This is a genomic window from Streptomyces sp. NPDC127098 (assembly GCF_042722465.1).
In the GTDB taxonomy this organism is placed as follows: domain Bacteria; phylum Actinomycetota; class Actinomycetes; order Streptomycetales; family Streptomycetaceae; genus Streptomyces; species Streptomyces millisiae.
This window is the reverse complement of record NZ_JBHXFJ010000008.1, coordinates 61,389-76,341: the sequence shown is the minus strand read 5'-3', so window position 1 is coordinate 76,341 and position 14,953 is coordinate 61,389. Positions and strand designations below refer to the sequence as shown.

General features: G+C 74.2%; 9 protein-coding genes and 1 tRNA gene. 4 read left to right on the top strand and 6 right to left on the bottom strand.

The features are described from left to right. Positions 1-71 precede the first annotated feature (71 nt). Entirely contained in the window at positions 72-3,047 is a 2,976-nt protein-coding gene (gene tmk, locus ACFWI8_RS08060) for a dTMP kinase (RefSeq protein WP_387087157.1), read from the top strand. On the opposite strand, the gene ACFWI8_RS08055 is transcribed toward tmk, so the two are convergent. Then, positions 3,044-3,745: a choice-of-anchor P family protein gene (locus ACFWI8_RS08055; protein WP_387087155.1), complete on the bottom strand. Its 702-nt coding sequence runs from the start codon at positions 3,743-3,745 to the stop codon at positions 3,044-3,046. The two genes, tmk and ACFWI8_RS08055, sit on opposite strands and share 4 nt — an antisense overlap. A gap of 145 nt (positions 3,746-3,890) precedes the next feature. Here ACFWI8_RS08055 and ACFWI8_RS08050 point away from each other — a divergent pair, with 145 nt between their 5' ends. The 3 genes from ACFWI8_RS08050 (at position 3,891) to ACFWI8_RS08040 (ending at position 7,072) form a co-directional block, all read left to right on the top strand. Further along, positions 3,891-5,093: a DNA polymerase III subunit delta' gene (locus tag ACFWI8_RS08050; protein ID WP_311596229.1), complete on the top strand. Its 1,203-nt coding sequence runs from the start codon at positions 3,891-3,893 to the stop codon at positions 5,091-5,093. A gap of 44 nt (positions 5,094-5,137) precedes the next feature. Then, positions 5,138-6,733, top strand: coding sequence for an alpha/beta hydrolase (locus tag ACFWI8_RS08045; RefSeq protein WP_387087153.1), 1,596 nt, complete (start codon positions 5,138-5,140; stop codon positions 6,731-6,733). A 265-nt stretch (positions 6,734-6,998) separates the two neighbouring features. Continuing rightward, positions 6,999-7,072: transfer RNA gene (locus tag ACFWI8_RS08040), tRNA-Thr, on the top strand. A gap of 106 nt (positions 7,073-7,178) precedes the next feature. On the opposite strand, the gene ACFWI8_RS08035 is transcribed toward ACFWI8_RS08040, so the two are convergent. Genes ACFWI8_RS08035 through ACFWI8_RS08015 form a run of 5 tightly spaced genes read right to left on the bottom strand, consistent with a single transcriptional unit; the run spans position 7,179 to position 14,939 of the window. Continuing rightward, positions 7,179-9,608 carry a beta-glucosidase gene (locus tag ACFWI8_RS08035; RefSeq protein ID WP_387087151.1) on the bottom strand — a complete coding sequence of 810 codons (2,430 nt, stop codon included), beginning with the start codon at positions 9,606-9,608 and terminating at the stop codon, positions 7,179-7,181. A 12-nt stretch (positions 9,609-9,620) separates the two neighbouring features. Continuing rightward, positions 9,621-11,384: a DUF5605 domain-containing protein gene (locus ACFWI8_RS08030; protein ID WP_387087149.1), complete on the bottom strand. Its 1,764-nt coding sequence runs from the start codon at positions 11,382-11,384 to the stop codon at positions 9,621-9,623. A 2-nt stretch (positions 11,385-11,386) separates the two neighbouring features. Beyond that, the gene (locus ACFWI8_RS08025; protein ID WP_387087147.1) at positions 11,387-12,214 is read right to left on the bottom strand and encodes an ATP-binding cassette domain-containing protein; all 828 of its coding nucleotides are present in this window, start codon (positions 12,212-12,214) and stop codon (positions 11,387-11,389) included. Beyond that, the gene (locus ACFWI8_RS08020; RefSeq protein ID WP_387087145.1) at positions 12,211-14,001 is read right to left on the bottom strand and encodes an ATP-binding cassette domain-containing protein; all 1,791 of its coding nucleotides are present in this window, start codon (positions 13,999-14,001) and stop codon (positions 12,211-12,213) included. Before ACFWI8_RS08020 ends, ACFWI8_RS08025 begins: the two co-directional genes overlap by 4 nt. Further along, entirely contained in the window at positions 13,998-14,939 is a 942-nt protein-coding gene (locus ACFWI8_RS08015; protein WP_387087143.1) for an ABC transporter permease, read from the bottom strand. Before ACFWI8_RS08015 ends, ACFWI8_RS08020 begins: the two co-directional genes overlap by 4 nt. Between the last annotated feature and the right edge of the window lie 14 nt (positions 14,940-14,953).

The following is a 14,953-nucleotide window of genomic DNA, read 5'->3' as shown; positions in this document are numbered from 1 at the left end:
GCGGTCCCGTTGCCCGGGCGAATGTTCGGGCGGGTGCGCTGGCTGTCACTGGCGAGCGTTACTCTGGCCGAATGACGCGAGCAGAGCAACCACAGGTTGTCGACCCCACCTGCGGCGCCACCGACGAGGCACTCGCCGCCGATTCGCGTGAACGCGCCAGACACGCCCTGCTGCAGGTGCCCGCGCTGCGCCGCCTCTGGGACGCCCAGATCAGCGGCGCCACCGGCGACGCGCTCGCGCTGCTCGTCCTTCTCCTGCTCAGCGTGCAGGCCGCCCTGCACCTCCCGGCGGACGGCGGCGAGCCGCTGTTCGGCGGCGAGTACCGGGGCGTGGCGCTGGCCGTCACGGTCGCGCTCGCCGTCCGCCTGGTCGCCACCGGCCTCGCCGGCATCCTGCTGCTCGGACCGATCGCCGGACTGCTCTCCCCGGCCGGGCCGCTCGACCGGCGGTGGACCATGGTCGCGATCGACGGCGTCCGCGCGGCCCTGCTGATCATCGCGCCGCTCTGGATCGACTGGACGCCGGACAGCGCCTACGCCTACCTGCTCGGCACCGTGTTCCTGCTGGGCATCGGCGAGAGCCTGTGGACCACCGCGCGGGACGGGGTCGCCCCCGCGCTGCTCCCCCCGCCGCCCCCCGAGGGCGCGGCGATCCGCCCGCTGCCCGACCACCGCGAGGCGCTGCGCCGGCTCTGGCTGCGCGGCGGGTACCTCGCGCTGCCGGCCGCGGCAGTCGCGCTGGTCGCCGCCTCGCTGGCGAGCAACCTGCTGGCCACCGGGCTCGACTGGTTCGACACCCACCAGGCCGCGCTCGCCTCCTACGTGGCCGCCGGCTTCTTCGCGGCTGCCGTCTCCGTGCTCGTCACGCTCGACCTGCCCGCGGCCGACCCGCGCCGCCCGGTCTCGCCGTTGGAGGGCCTGCGCCGGCCGGCCGCCGGCACCGAACCGTTCAAGGGCCGCACCGGTGCCATCCCCGTGCTGGTGCTCGGCTGCGCCTCGGCCGCGGCGGCCATCGCGGCGGCCGTGGCGCTCGGCGTGCTGCGCGCCGGGGACCTCGGCGGCGGCCCGGTCACCTTCGGGCTGCTGGTGCTCGGCCTCACCGGGGGCGTGGCCGCCGGCGTGCGCCTGGCGCCCGTGACCGTCCCCGCGCTCTCCCGCCGCCGCCTCTTCGCGCTGGCCCTGGCGCTCACCGGGCTCGGCCTGTTCGGCGTGGGCATGATCTCCGACCCGGCGACGGTGCTGTTCACGGCGCTCGCCACCGGCGTCGTCGCGGGCATCGCCGCGCACAGCGGGCACGTGCTGCTCGACCAGGAGACCGAGGAGTTCCGGCGCCCCGAGCTCACCCGCCACCTGCACGCGGTGGTGCGGCTCGCCATCGCCCTGGCCGCCGTCGCCGCCCCGCTGGCGGCCGCGCTGATCGGCCCGCACCGCGTCGAGCGCGGCGACTTCGTCATCCAGCACGGCGGCGCCGCCTTCACCCTGATGATCGTCGGCGCCCTGCTGCTGCCGGTCGCCGCCGTCGTGCTCGGCCGCACCGACGACCGGCGCGGCGTCCCGCTCCGCCGCGACCTGGCGGACGCCGTCCGGCGCAACGTCGAACCCCCCTCGGGCCAGGCCGCCACCGGCTTCTTCATCGCCGTCGAGGGCGGCGACGGGGCGGGCAAGACCACCCAGGTCGACAAGCTCGCCGAGTGGATCAGGGGCAAGGGCCACGAGGTCGTCGTCACCCGGGAGCCGGGCGCCACCCCGGTCGGCCAGCGGCTGCGCTCCATCCTGCTCGACGTCTCCTCCGGCGGCCTCTCCCATCAGGCCGAGGCCCTGCTCTACGCGGCCGACCGGGCCGAACACGTCGCCACCGTCATCCGGCCCGCGCTGGAGCGCGGCGCCGTGGTGATCACCGACCGCTACGTCGACTCCTCCGTCGCCTACCAGGGTGCCGGCCGCGACCTGTCGCCCACCGAGGTCGCCCGCATCTCGCGCTGGGCCACCGGCGGCCTGGTCCCGCACCTGACGGTGCTGCTCGACGTCTCCCCCGAGACGGCGCGGGAGCGCTTCACCGAGGCGCCCGACCGCCTGGAGTCCGAGCCGAGCGAGTTCCACCAGCGGGTGCGCGCCGGCTTCCTGGCGCTCGCCGCCGCCGACCCGGCGCGCTACCTGGTGGTCGACGCCGGCCAGGACCCGGAGTCCGTCACCACCGCCGCCCGGCACCGGCTCGACCAGATGCTGCCGCTCTCCGAGGCCGAGGTCCGCGCCCGCGAGGAGGCGCGCCGCAAGGCCGAGGAGGAGGCCCGCAGGCGCGCCGAGGAGGAGCGCCAGCGCAAGGAGGAGGAAGAGCGCCGGGAGCGCGAGCGGCAGGAGGAGCTCGCCAGGCTGCGCGCCGAGGAGGAGGAGCGCAAGCGGCGCGAGGAGGAGGCCCGCCGGCTGGCCGAGGAGGCCAGGCGTGCCGAGGAGCTCAGGCTCCGCGCCGAGGACGCCCGTCGGCGTGCCGAGGAGGAGCGGCGCCGCGCCGAGGAGGAGGCCCGCAGGCGCGCCGAGGAGGAGCGCAGGCTCCGCGAGGAGGAGGAGCGCCGCCGCCGGGCGGCCGAGGAGGAGGCGCGGCTGCGCGCCGAGGCCGAGGCACGGCGGATCGAGAAGCAACGGAAGGCCGAGGAGGCGCTGCTCGCCGAGGAGGCGCGGCGCGCCGCCGCGGAGCAGGCCGCGCGGGAGGCCAGGCGTGACGCCCCGGGCGAGGTCTCGGACAACGCCGAGACGGTCCAGCTCCCCAAGCCCTCGACGCACCGCCCCGTCACCCCCGACGAGGAGGACACGGCGGTCATCCCGCGCCCCGAGGCGCCGCGGCCGCCGGCCCACCGCCCCGGCGAGCGGGACGACTCGGTGGACGAGACGCGGCCGCTGCCGCAGCTCGACCCCGACCGGCCGCGGCCGAGGCCCCAGTGGGCCGAGGAGACGCCGCTCGACGACCTGCCCACGCTGGCCGACGAACTGCTCGGCCCGCACCGGGGCGAGGGTGACGAGGGCGAGGACGACGACCGCCGCGGCCGGCGCTAGTCCGCCTCGTCGAGCGGCCCGCCGCCCCGGCAGCCGGCGCTGCCGAGCGTCAGCTCGCCGTCGGGCGTCTCCAGGCGCAGCGCGTTGACGGTCAGCGCGCCGTCCGCCCCGGCGAGCTGCTCGTTGAGCACCACCCGGCCGAGGCCGTCCGGCAGGTGCACGACGGTGTCGGGCGCCGGAGCCTGGTCGAACGTCAGGGGGTCGCGGCCCGGCAGGGTCAGGCCGGCGTCGGTGAGGGCCACGAGGCCGGTCGTGGCCTGGCCAGGGCCCGCCGAGCAGTCCGCGCTGACCGGCCCGGTGGTCAACGTGCCGCCCCCCAGGTCAAGCGTCAGCGCCTCGACGCCGGCCCTGGCAGCGGTCTGGCCCGTGGTGTCGTCGCCCGTGACGCTGGCCGTCGCGGCGAGCGCGGTGCCCGAGGGCCCGCCCTCGGAGGCGGCCGCGCCGACTTCGACCGAGTCCACGGTGACCCGCAGCGGGCCCTCGGGGTAGTGGGCGTGCGCCTCGACGACGTCGACCCCGCCGAGGGTGGAGGCCAGGCCGAGCGCCGAACTCGACCCGGGCGCGACGGTGTCGGCCGGCGCGGCCGAGGCGGTGGTGGCGTCGGTGGCGGCGGCGAGTGCCCCGCCGACCAGCAGCAGTGTGACGGCCGTCGCCAACCACGCCCCCGTGGCCGGCCCGCCGAATGACATGCGCATCATGCGGAGAACATCACATACGCCCGCTCGTTCGGCGTGAATTCCTCCGAACGGCGGCGCTGTCGGTGCCGTGCCGCACAATGGTCGTCGTCGGTCGTAGCGGTGGAGCGGTTCCGACGCGGTTCCGGCGGTGGAGAGGAGCGTGGGCATGGCGGTCTGGGACGACCTGGTCGGTCAGGAGCGGGTCGCGGCGCAGCTCGCCGCCGCCGCGCGGGACGCGGACGCGTTCGTCACCGCCGTCGAGCGCGGCGAGCAGCCCGAGCTCTCCGGCTCGGCCATGACCCACGCCTGGCTGTTCACCGGCCCGCCCGGCGCCGGCCGGGCCGCCGCGGCCCGGGCGTTCGCCGCGGCGCTCCAGTGCGTCAGCCCGGACCGCGCGCTCGGCGGCCAGCCGGGATGCGGCTTCTGCGACGGCTGCCACACCGCCCTGATCGGCACCCACGCCGACGTCGAGGCCATCCGCACCGACCTGCTCACCATCGGCGTCAAGGAGACCAGGGAGCTGGTCCGCCGCGCCCAGCTCTCGCCCGCCTCCGGGCGCTGGCAGGTCATCGTCCTGGAGGACGCCGACCGCCTCACCGAGGGCGCGGGCAACGTGCTGCTGAAGGCCGTCGAGGAGCCGGCGCCGCGCACCGTCTGGCTGCTGTGCGCGCCCTCCATCGAGGACGTGCTGCCCACCATCCGCTCCCGCTGCCGCCAGCTCTCGCTCCGCACCCCGCCCGTCGGCGCCGTCGCCGACCTGCTGATCCGGCGGGACGGCGTCGAGCCCGAGGTGGCGCACGCCGCCGCCCAGGCCACCCAGGGCCACGTCGACCGCGCCCGTCGGCTCGCCGTCGACGAGCGGGCCAGGGCCCGCCGGCTCGCCGTCCTGCGGCTCCCCGAGCGCGTCGGGGACGTGGGCGGCTGCCTGCGCGCCGCCCAGGAGTTGGTCGACGCCGCCGCGGAGGACGCCAAGCAGCTCGCCGAGGAGCTGGACGAGAAGGAGACCGAGGAGCTGCGCGCCGCCCTCGGCGCCGCCGAGGGCAAGCGGCTGCCGCGCGGCACCGCGGGCGCGATGAAGGAGCTCGAGGACCGTCAGAAGCGCCGCGCCACCCGCACCCAGCGGGACGCGCTCGACCTGGCCCTCACCGACCTCACCGCCTTCTACCGGGACGTGCTCGCCCGCCAGTTCGGCTCGGCCGTGGCCCTGTCCGGCGGCGAGAGCGCGGCCGCCGTCGAGCGGGTCGCCGCGGCCTCCCGCCCCGAGCAGACGCTCCGCCGGATGGAGGCCATCCTCGAGTGCCGCACCGCCCTCGACCGGAACGTGGCGCCCCTGCTCGCCGTCGAGGCGATGACCATGGCCCTGCGCTGAGCGGATACGCTCCTTGGGCAGGCCGCACCACGGACAACGGGGGAATGATGCGCGCACCACGCAAAACCGCCCTGACGCTCTGCGTCGCCACCGCCCTTCTGGCCACCGCCTGTACCTCCAGGGGCGGGCCGCCCCTGGAGTCCGACGACGGCTCGTCCGAGGCCACCGGAACCGTCGAGCCGCCGCCCGACGCCCCGCCCCTCGAACCGCTGCCCGAGGCGATCCCGGCCGAGCTCCAGCCGTACTACGAGCAGGAGTTGAGCTGGTCCGACTGCGGCGGCGGATACGAGTGCGGCACCCTCACCGTCCCCCTCGACTACGAGAACCCGGGCGGCGGCGACATCGACCTGCGCGTCACCCGCTCCGCGGCCACCAACCCCGACCAGCGGATCGGCGCCCTCCTCATGAACCCGGGCGGCCCCGGCGCCTCCGCCGTCGACTTCACGCAGAGCTCCGCCGAGTACATCTTCCCGTCCGAGGTGCTCGCCCGCTACGACATGGCCGCCATCGACCCGCGCGGCACCGGCGGCAGCCAGCCCGTCGAGTGCCTCGACGGCCCCGCGATGGACGAGTACACGCTCACCGACCGCACCCCGGACGACGAGGCCGAGGAAGAGGAACTCCTCGCCGCCTTCGATGAGTTCGCCACCGCCTGCGCGGAGAACTCGGGCGAGGACCTGCTCTCCCACATCTCGACCATCGAGACCGCCCGCGACATGGACGTGTTCCGCGCCGTCCTCGGCGACGACCAACTGCACTACCTCGGCTTCTCCTACGGCACCAAGCTCGGCGCCGTCTACGCCGGCCTCTACCCGCAGAACGTCGGCCGCCTCGTGCTCGACGCCGCGGTCGACCCGCGCCTGCCCACCCTCTACACCGACCGCGAGCAGTCCGGCGGCTTCGAGACCGCGTTCCGCTCCTTCGCCGAGGACTGCACCTCGTCCTTCCCCGACTGCCCGCTGGGCTCCGAGGGCGCGGACGACGCGTCCAGTCGCCTGAGCGCCTTCTTCGAGCAGGTCGACGCCGAGCCGCTGCCCACCGGCGAGGACCGCCAGCTGACCGAGTCCCTGGCCACCACCGGCGTGGCCAACGCGCTGTACGCCGAGTTCCTCTGGCCCGACCTCCGCCAGGCCCTCTCGTCCGCCATCAACGACGGCGACGGCGCCGGGCTGCTCTCCCTCGCCGACGACTACAACGAGCGCGGCCCCGACGGCTCCTACGGCAGCTCCAACTTCGCCTTCCCCGCCATCAGCTGCCTCGACAGCCCGGCGGGCAACGCGGACGTCGCCGAACTCGAGACCACCATCGGCTCCTTCGAGGACGCCTCACCCACCTTCGGCCGCGACTTCGCCTGGGCCACCCTGCTCTGCGCCGCCTGGCCGGTCGAGCCCACCGGCGAACCCGTGAGCATCGCCGCCGAAGGCGCCGCCGACATCCTGGTCGTCGGCACCCTCCGCGACCCCGCCACCCCCTACGCCTGGGCCGAGGGCCTGGCCGACCAGCTCTCCTCCGGCATCCTCCTCAGCTACGACGGCGACGGCCACGGCGCCTACGGCGGCAACAGCCCGTGCGTCGACTCCGCCGTCGACCGCTATCTGCTGGAGAACATCAGCCCGGAGGACGGAACCACCTGTTCGTGACTGGGATCATGTACCCATGCCGTGCATCCGCTTCCGCACCGCCATATCGGCGAGATCCATGGGGGACCCCCTGCCCCCGGAGGTCACCGAGCATGAGCTCGACACCCACCTGACCAGCTGCTTAGACTGCCGCCGCTGGTCCAAACACCTCCGCGCCCTGCGCGAGGCGACCGACGACCTCCTCCGCAGAAGGCGTTCGGGCGCACCCCCCAAACCTGTGTAGACTAACCAGCGCTGTACCCCCAACGGGGGCCCGCAGCGCCTCGCCGCCTTAGCTCAGTCGGCCAGAGCGACGCACTCGTAATGCGTAGGTCGAGGGTTCGATTCCCTCAGGCGGCTCATCCGAGAACCCCAGGTCAGATTGTTCTGACCTGGGGTTTCGTCGTTCAACGGACGCGTCGCCGTCGCCGTGGGGGAGGGCCTCTGTTGCCGGCCCCTTCATCGGTTACAGGTGGACCGTCGTCCGCAGCGGGAGGTCCGTGACCGAGGTGCCCACGAACAACTCGTAGGGGCCGGGTTCGTAGTGCCAGCCGTTGGGTTGCCAGTCGGCGAAGGCGCGGTGGGGGAGGGGGATGGTGAGGGGGACGGTCTCGCCGGGGGTGGCGGTGATGGTGGTGTGGGTGGCGAGCCAGCGGGTGGGGCGGTCGAGGGTGGAGTGGGGGCGGGAGAGGTAGACCTGGATGACCTGCTTGCCGGGGCGGGGGCCGGTGTTGGTGGCGGTGAGGTGGATGGTGTCGGTGGTGGCGGTGAGGTCGGCGAGGGTCCAGGTGGTGTAGCCGAGGCCGTGGCCGAAGGGGTAGGCGGGGGTGGTGCCGGACTTCAGCCAGGCGCGGTAGCCGATGTGGATGTCCTCGGTGTAGTGGAGGGCGCCGTCGGTGGGGGTGGTGTCGAGGACGGGGACGTCCTCGGTGGTGGCGGGCCAGGTGGTGGGGAGGCGGCCGCCGGGTTCGGTGTGGCCGAGGAGGACGTCGGCGAGGGCGTTGCCCATCTCCTGGCCGGCGAAGTAGGTGACGAGGAGGGCGGAGACGTCGTCTCGCCAGGGGAGGAGGACGGGGGAGCCGGAGTTGACGACCACGACGGTGGGGGTGCCGGTGGCGGTGACGGCGGTGACGAGGGCGTCCTGGTGTCCTGGGAGGGCGAGGTCGGTGCGGTCGAAGCCCTCGGACTCGACCTGGGAGTTGGTGCCGACGACGACGATCGCGACGTCGGCCTCGGCGGCTGCCCTGGCGGCCTCGGCGATCAGGGTGTCGGGGTCGTGGGGTGCGGTCTTGGTGCCGAGGGTGATGGCGAAGGTGCCGCCCATGGCCCGGTCGCGGGAGGTGAGGTCGAAGGTGACGCGGAGGGCGAGCGGGGTGCCGGCGGTGACGTGGAGCGGGGCGGCGATGGCGGGTGGGGCCAGGAGGCTGGCGCCGAGGTCCTGGCCGACGGCGGTCGCGGTGTCCTCGGTGAGGAGGCGGTCGTCGACGTGGATGCGGCCGGTGCCGACCGAGGCGAAGCCGAGCAGGGTGTCGCCGGTGGCGTCCGGGGTCCAGGTGACGGACAACTCGATGGTGGCGGCGGTGGTGATGGGCGCGTCGCCGCCGAAGTAGACCAGGGCGGTGGAGCGGCGGTCCTCGCGGAAGAGTTCGGTGCCTTCGGCGTCGAGGAAGCGCACCAGCATGCCGGGTTCGCCGGTGGCCGGGTTGGTGATGTGGGAGAGGGGGAGTTCGGTGAGGCCGTCGTGGGCGACCGCGCCCAGGGCATGGGTGACGTCGGCGTGGGGGAGGGCGGCGCGCAGTCCTTCGAGGGGGCTGACGACGTGTTCGGGCAGGACGGTGGCGGAGCCGCCGCCCTGGGTGCGGGCGTGCTTGGCGTTCTGGCCGATGACGGCGACGCGGCGCAGGCCGGCGGGGGCGAGGGGCAGGGTGCCGTCGTTGGCGAGGAGGACGGTGCCGGCGGTGGCGGCGTGGCGGGCGAAGGCGACGTTGTCCGAGGCGGTGAGGCGGGGTGGCGCCGCGGGCTCGTGGCCGGCGAGGGCGCCGACGCGGGAGGCGAGGAGGAGGATGCGCCGGACCTTGCGGTCGATGGTGGTCTCGGGGATGCGGCCCTCGCGGACGGCCGTGACGAGGGCCTCGCCCCAGGGGCCTTCGGGGCCCGGCATGACGAGGTCCTGTTCAGCCTCGGCGGAGGCGAGGGAGCGGACGGCGGTCCAGTCGCTGACGACGACGCCGTCGAAGCCCCACTCGGACTTCAACGGGGTGTCCAGCAGCTCGTGTTCGGTGGCGGTCACGCCGTTGATCGCGTTGTAGGCGGACATGACCAGCCAGGGGCGCGCCTCGACCACGGCCTTCTCGAAGGCGAGGAGGTAGAGCTCGCGCAGCGCGCGCTGGGAGACCTCGGTGCTGGCGGTGAAGCGTTCGGTCTCGTAGTCGTTGGCGACGTAGTGCTTGGGGGTCGCGGCGACGCCGTGGTCCTGGAGGCCGCGCACGAAGGCGGCGGCGAGGTCGGCGGTGAGGACGGGGTCCTCGCTGAACGCCTCGAAGTGGCGGCCGCCGAGCGGTGAGCGGTGCAGGTTGATGGTCGGGCCGAGGACCACGTCCACGCCCTTGTGGCGGGCCTCGGCGGCGAGCACGGCGCCGTAGCGGTAGGCGAGGTCCGGGTCCCAGGAGGAGGAGAGGGCGGTCGCGGACGGCAGGTTGAGCGAGGGCGAGCGTTCGTCCCACACCTCGCCCCGCACCCCCGACGGCCCGTCGGACAGCACCATGCGGCGCAGGCCGATCGACTCGACGGGCCAGGTCGTCCAGAAGTCCTGGCCGGTCAGTAGCTTGACCTTGGTCTCCAGGGGGAGTTCGGCGACCAGCCGGTGGAGTTCGGGGGAGTCGAGGGTGAGGGGCATGAACTTCTTCCTTCAGTCGGTCACGCGGGTGACGCGGATGGCCGTGTACGGGCGGCCGGGGAGTTCGACGCGCAGGGTGCCGCTCGCCGCGTCGGCGACGCGGTCGACGGTCATGGCCCAGGTGTCGAGCACGTCGACCGCGAACCGGCCGTCCGGCGGGAGGACGACGTTGCGGAAGCGCGGGCGGTTGAAGCCGAAGTAGACCAGCTCGTACTCGCCCGCGACCCCGCCGCGCGGCGCGTCCCACTCGGAGGGCAGCGGGTCGAGCACCCCGGTGGGGGAGTCGGCGACGACCTCGGTCAGGAAGGCGATGCGGGCCGGGCTGTCGCCGACCAGTTCGCCGCCCTTGGACCACCACAGCTCCTCGGCCTCGTTGAGGATGGTCTCGCCGTGGCCCACGTACCCGCCGCGGACCGCGCCCTCCCAGAACCGGCGCACCATCTCCTCGCCGGTGAGGTTGCCCCAGCCCTGGTCGATGTCGCCCTCGTAGCCGCACTCGTCGATCACGACGGGCTTGCCCCAGCGCTTCCGCCACTCGTCGGTGTTCTCGGCGGTGCGGTAGACGTCGACGCGTTGCACGCTGCAGTGTGTGATCCACGGCCGGGAGTGGTCGTAGAAGCCGAAGCAGTTGTGGATCGAGGTGAGGTGTCCCGCCGGGTCCTCCTCGGTCACGAGGGCGGCGAGCCGCTCCCAGTCGTCCTCGGTCCTGGTCCGGATCAGGTCGTACTCGTTGGCCATCGACCACCACACGTTGGAGAACGCGGCGAGGCGCCGCACCACGTAGCGGGCGAGCCGGTCGTCGGCGGCCCGGCCGAGCTCGGCGAAGCCCCAGCGGTCGTAGGGGTGGAAGAGGATGACGTCGGCCTCGACGCCGAGTTCGCGCAGTGCCAGGACCTCGTCCTCGAAGCGGCGGAAGAAGGCGGGGTCGAAGCGGGTGGTGTCCCAGTCGCCCGAGCCCGAGGCGCACCGGGGGAAGGGGAAGAGCTCGGGGTCCTCCGTGTTGTAGAGGTACGCCTTGGGGAGCACGCACATCCGGACCTTGTTGAAGGCGCTCTCCGCCAGGGCGCGGCGGGTGGCGGTGCGCAGCCGCTCCGGCTGGTGGGTCCAGGCGTAGGCGGTGGTGCCGATCGGCAGGTACCGGGTGCCGTCGGCGTGCCGGAAGTGGTGGCCGTCGGCGACGCGCACCGGGCCGTGCCGGCCGGGGGCCGGGGGGCCGCTCACGAACGAACCGGTGAGGCCGTCGAGGGAGCGGGCGGTGGACGAGGTGGTGAAGGTCCAGACGGCGGCGCGGTCCGGCATGAACCTGATGCGGTACGTGCCGTCGCCGTCGTAGAAGCCGCCGGCCCGCAGCTCGCGCTCGCCGTCGTCGAAGGTCGCGGTCAGGTCGACGTCGACGAAGGGGTTGCCGTGCGCGGGTCCCGCGATCTCGATCTCGAACACGTCCCACTGGGCGCACTGGTCGGGGAACCGGGCCGTGGCGGAGGCGCGCGGCACGTCGGCGCCCTCGTACGCCGGGTCGGGCGGGATCGGCGGCTCCTCGGGCCGCGGGTCGCCCGCGCCCTGGTCGTCGATGGCGGCCAGTTCGGCGAAGAGGCGCTCGCGCAGGGTGGGGTCGGCGGCGGCCGCGGTGTCGTGCTCGACCACGACGCCGATCGGCATCCCCCTGAGCTGGCCGAGCATCGGCGAGTTGACGACCCCCGGCAGGTACCTGGCGAGGACGGCGCGCGCGGCGTCGTTCTCCAGGGCGGCCGAGATCCTGGACGTCGGTGTGAACACGGTCAGCTCCTCAGCAGCTGTTGACGCTCGGCCCGGCGGCGCTCCTGGGCCGCCGGGTCGGGGACCGGGGAGGCCAGGAGCAGCCGCTGGGTGTAGGGGTGGGTGGGGGCCGAGGTGACCTCGGCGCCGTCCCCGGTCTCGACGATCTCGCCGTGGTAGAGCACCGCGACCCGGTGGCTGATGTGCCGGACCACGCTCAGGTCGTGCGAGACGAAGAGGTAGGCGACGCCGGTGGACTGCTGGATGTCGACGAGCAGGTCGAGCACGTGGGACTGGGTGGAGAGGTCGAGCGCGGAGACCGGCTCGTCGCACACGACGAGGCGGGGGCCGAGCGCCAGGGCCCTGGCGATCGCGATCCGCTGCCGCTGCCCGCCGCTGAACTCGCGGGGGAGCCGGTCCCCGGCGTCGCTCGGCAGCCGGACCTGGTCCAGCAGTTGCCGCACTCGCCGCTCGGCGTCGCGCGCAGAGGCGCCGCGCACGCTCAGCGGCTCGGCGAGGATCTCGGTGATCCGCATGGACGGGTTGAGCGAGGTGTAGGGGTCCTGGAAGACGACCTGGATGTCGGAGGCGAGGGCGCGGCGCTCGGCCCGGCCGGCCCGGGTGATGTCCCGTCCGTCGAAGACGATCCGGCCGCTGGTGACGGGCGCGAGGCCCAGCACGGCCCGGCCCAGGGTCGTCTTCCCGGAGCCCGACTCGCCGACGAGCCCGACGGTCTCGCCGGGGCGCACGTCGAGGCTGACGCCCTTGAGCGCCCGGAACGGCGGCCGGCGCCAGCCCCGGGTCGGGAAGTCGACGACCAGGTCCTCGACGGCAAGAAGTGGCGATGTCATGCCGTGACCTCCGTGGTGGCGGGGGCCTGGTAGGCGGCCCTGGGCGGTGCGCCCTCCAGCGTGGCGCCGAGCAGCTGGCGGGTGTAGGGGTGGCGGGGGTCGGCGAAGATCTCCCGGACGCCCGCCACCTCGACGAGGCGCCCGTCGCGCATCACGGCGACCCGGTCGCAGACGTCGGCCACCACGCCGAGGTTGTGCGTGACGAGGACCAGCGCCATGCGGTGCTCCCGCTGGAGGTCGCGCAGCAGGTCGAGGATCTCGGCCTGGACGGTGACGTCCAGCGCGGTGGTGGGCTCGTCCGCGATGAGCAGGTCGGGTTCGCAGGAGACGGCGCCGGCGATGAGGACGCGCTGCGCCATGCCGCCGGATATCTGGTGCGGGTAGGAGGCGAAGGCGCGGCGCGGTTCCGGGATGCCGACGCGGGCGAGGAGTTCGAGCGCGCGCTCGCGGGCGCCGGTCCGCGACATGCCGAGGCGGGTCCGCAGGGGTTCGACGAGCTGGTCGCCGACCGTGAACGAGGGGTCGAGGTTGCTCATCGGCTCCTGCGGCACGTAGGCGATGCGGGTGCCGAGCAGGGACTCGCGGGCCTTGCGGGGCGCGGTCGCCAGGTCGACGCCGTCGAACCTGATCGCGCCGGAGAGCACGGCGCCGCCCTCGGGCAGCAGGCCGAGCACCGCGAGGGAGGTCTGGGTCTTGCCGGAGCCGGACTCGCCGACCAGGCCGAGCACCTCGCCGGCCGACACGTGGAGCGAGACGCCGTCCACGACCGGCCGCCAGCCGTCGTTCCCGTCGCCGTAGCCGACGGTCAGCCGGTCGATCGCCAGCAGCGCGGACTCCGGCGCGGGCGTCGGGTCCGGCGTGTCGACCTCCGCCACTGGGGCGGGCGTCGCGGGTCGTGGGGTGGCCGCGGACTCACCGGAGCCCTGGAGCGCGTCCCGCACGGCGTTGCCGAGCAGCACCAGCGAGGCGCTGGTCAGGCTCAGCAGCAGCCCCGACCAGAGCAGGATGCCGGGGGCCCGGTAGATGTTCTGGAAGCCCTCGTTGAGGATCATGCCCCAGCTCGGCCTGGTCAGGTCGCCGAGCCCGAGGAACTCAAGGCCGGCCTGGATGGCGATGGCCAGGCTCATGATCATGGCCGCCTGGATGACGATGGGTGCCCGGACGGCGCGCAGCACGTGCCGCGCGATGATCCGCCGGTCGGAGAGGCCGGCGACGCGCGCCGCGTCGACGTAGAGCTCGTTGCGCACCGCCACCACCGAGGAGCGGACCAGGCGGTGGAAGGACGGCGCGAGCAGCACCCCGAAGACGCCCATGGAGATCCAGATCGACGGGCCGACGGCGGCCCTGACCGCCAGCAGCACCATGACCCCGGGGAGGGCCATCACCAGGTTGGTGAGCCATCCTGAGATCCCGTCGGCCCAGCCGCCGTAGTAGCCGGCGACCAGCCCGGACGGCACGCCGAAGGACAGCGCGACCGCCAGGGCGAAGGCCCCGCCGAGGAGGCTGAGCTGGCCGCCGTGCAGCAGTCGGGAGAGCAGGTCGCGTCCGGCGCTGTCGCCGCCGAGCGGGTGGTCGGCCGACATCGGCGCGAGCACGTCGGCCAGCTGTGAGTCGTTCGGCCCGTGGGCGGCGAGCACCGGCGCCAGGGCGGCGCTGAGGACGATGAGCAGCAGCACGGCGGCGGCCGTGGCGCCGAGGGGGTTTCTGAGTACCTGGGCGGTCAGTCCGCGTCGCTCGACGCGACGGTCGGGACCGACGGCCGGGGCCGCGGTGGCTTCGGTGGTCATCGGACGCGCGCCTTCGGGTTGAGGAAGCCCACCGCGATGTCGATGAGCAGGTTGACGACGGTCACGAGCACGACCGTCACGACGACGACGCCCATCACCATGGGGATGTCGCCCCTGGTCGTCGCGTTGACCGCGAGCAGTCCGATGCCCGGCAGGGCGAAGATCTGCTCGACGAAGACGGCCCCGCCCATGAGCCCGATGAACTGCAGGGCGAGGACGGTGAGCCCGGGCCCGCTCGCGTTGCGCAGCGCGTGGCGGAGCAGCACCCGGTGCCGGGGCAGGCCCCGGCTGCGGAGGGTCCTGATGTAGTCCTGCCGCAGGACGTCGATCATGGCGCCGCGTACCTGCTGGGTGGTGGACGCGACGGCGCCGATCGACAGGGCCGCGATGGGCAGGGTGATGGTCGACAGCCAGCCGGCCACCGAGAGGGAGAACGGGACGTAGCCGGTGGCGGGGAACCAGCCGAGCTCGACGGCGACGACGAGCGCGAGGAGGAGCGCGATCCAGAATCCCGGGAGGGCGTAGCCGGCCACGGAGAGGAGCTGGACGGCCCGGTCGAGCCAGCCGCGCCGCACGGCGGCCGCGGTGCCGAGCAGCACCGAGACGACCGCGACGACCAGGGTGGTGCCGATGACCAGGGTGAGGGTGACCGGCAGCCGGTTCTCGAGCGCCTGGGCGACGGGTTCGCCGGTGAACCAGGAGCGGCCGAAGTCGCCGCCGAGGGCCGAGCCGAGCCAGTCGAAGTAGCGGGTGACCAGGGGTTCGTCGAGGCCGAGTTCGCCGGCCTTGGCGGCGACCTGGTCCTCGGTGGCCATCTGGCCGAGCAGCCGGCGGGCGATGTCGCCGCCGGAGAGGAACATGGTGGCGTACGCGATGCCGCTGATCACGAACAGCAGGACGACGCCGGCCGCCAGTCTGCGGACGATGTAGGAGAGCATGGGTGGTCGTCCTC

Coding starts and splice junctions, on each gene's coding strand:
- ACFWI8_RS08035 (WP_387087151.1), bottom strand. CDS start 9,608: ATGCCCCTCACCCTCGACTCCCCCGAACTCCACCGGCTGGTCGCCGAA.
- ACFWI8_RS08025 (WP_387087147.1), bottom strand. CDS start 12,214: ATGACATCGCCACTTCTTGCCGTCGAGGACCTGGTCGTCGACTTCCCG.
- ACFWI8_RS08020 (WP_387087145.1), bottom strand. CDS start 14,001: ATGACCACCGAAGCCACCGCGGCCCCGGCCGTCGGTCCCGACCGTCGC.
- ACFWI8_RS08050 (WP_311596229.1), top strand. CDS start 3,891: ATGGCGGTCTGGGACGACCTGGTCGGTCAGGAGCGGGTCGCGGCGCAG.
- ACFWI8_RS08015 (WP_387087143.1), bottom strand. CDS start 14,939: ATGCTCTCCTACATCGTCCGCAGACTGGCGGCCGGCGTCGTCCTGCTG.
- ACFWI8_RS08045 (WP_387087153.1), top strand. CDS start 5,138: ATGATGCGCGCACCACGCAAAACCGCCCTGACGCTCTGCGTCGCCACC.
- tmk (WP_387087157.1), top strand. CDS start 72: ATGACGCGAGCAGAGCAACCACAGGTTGTCGACCCCACCTGCGGCGCC.
- ACFWI8_RS08055 (WP_387087155.1), bottom strand. CDS start 3,745: ATGATGCGCATGTCATTCGGCGGGCCGGCCACGGGGGCGTGGTTGGCG.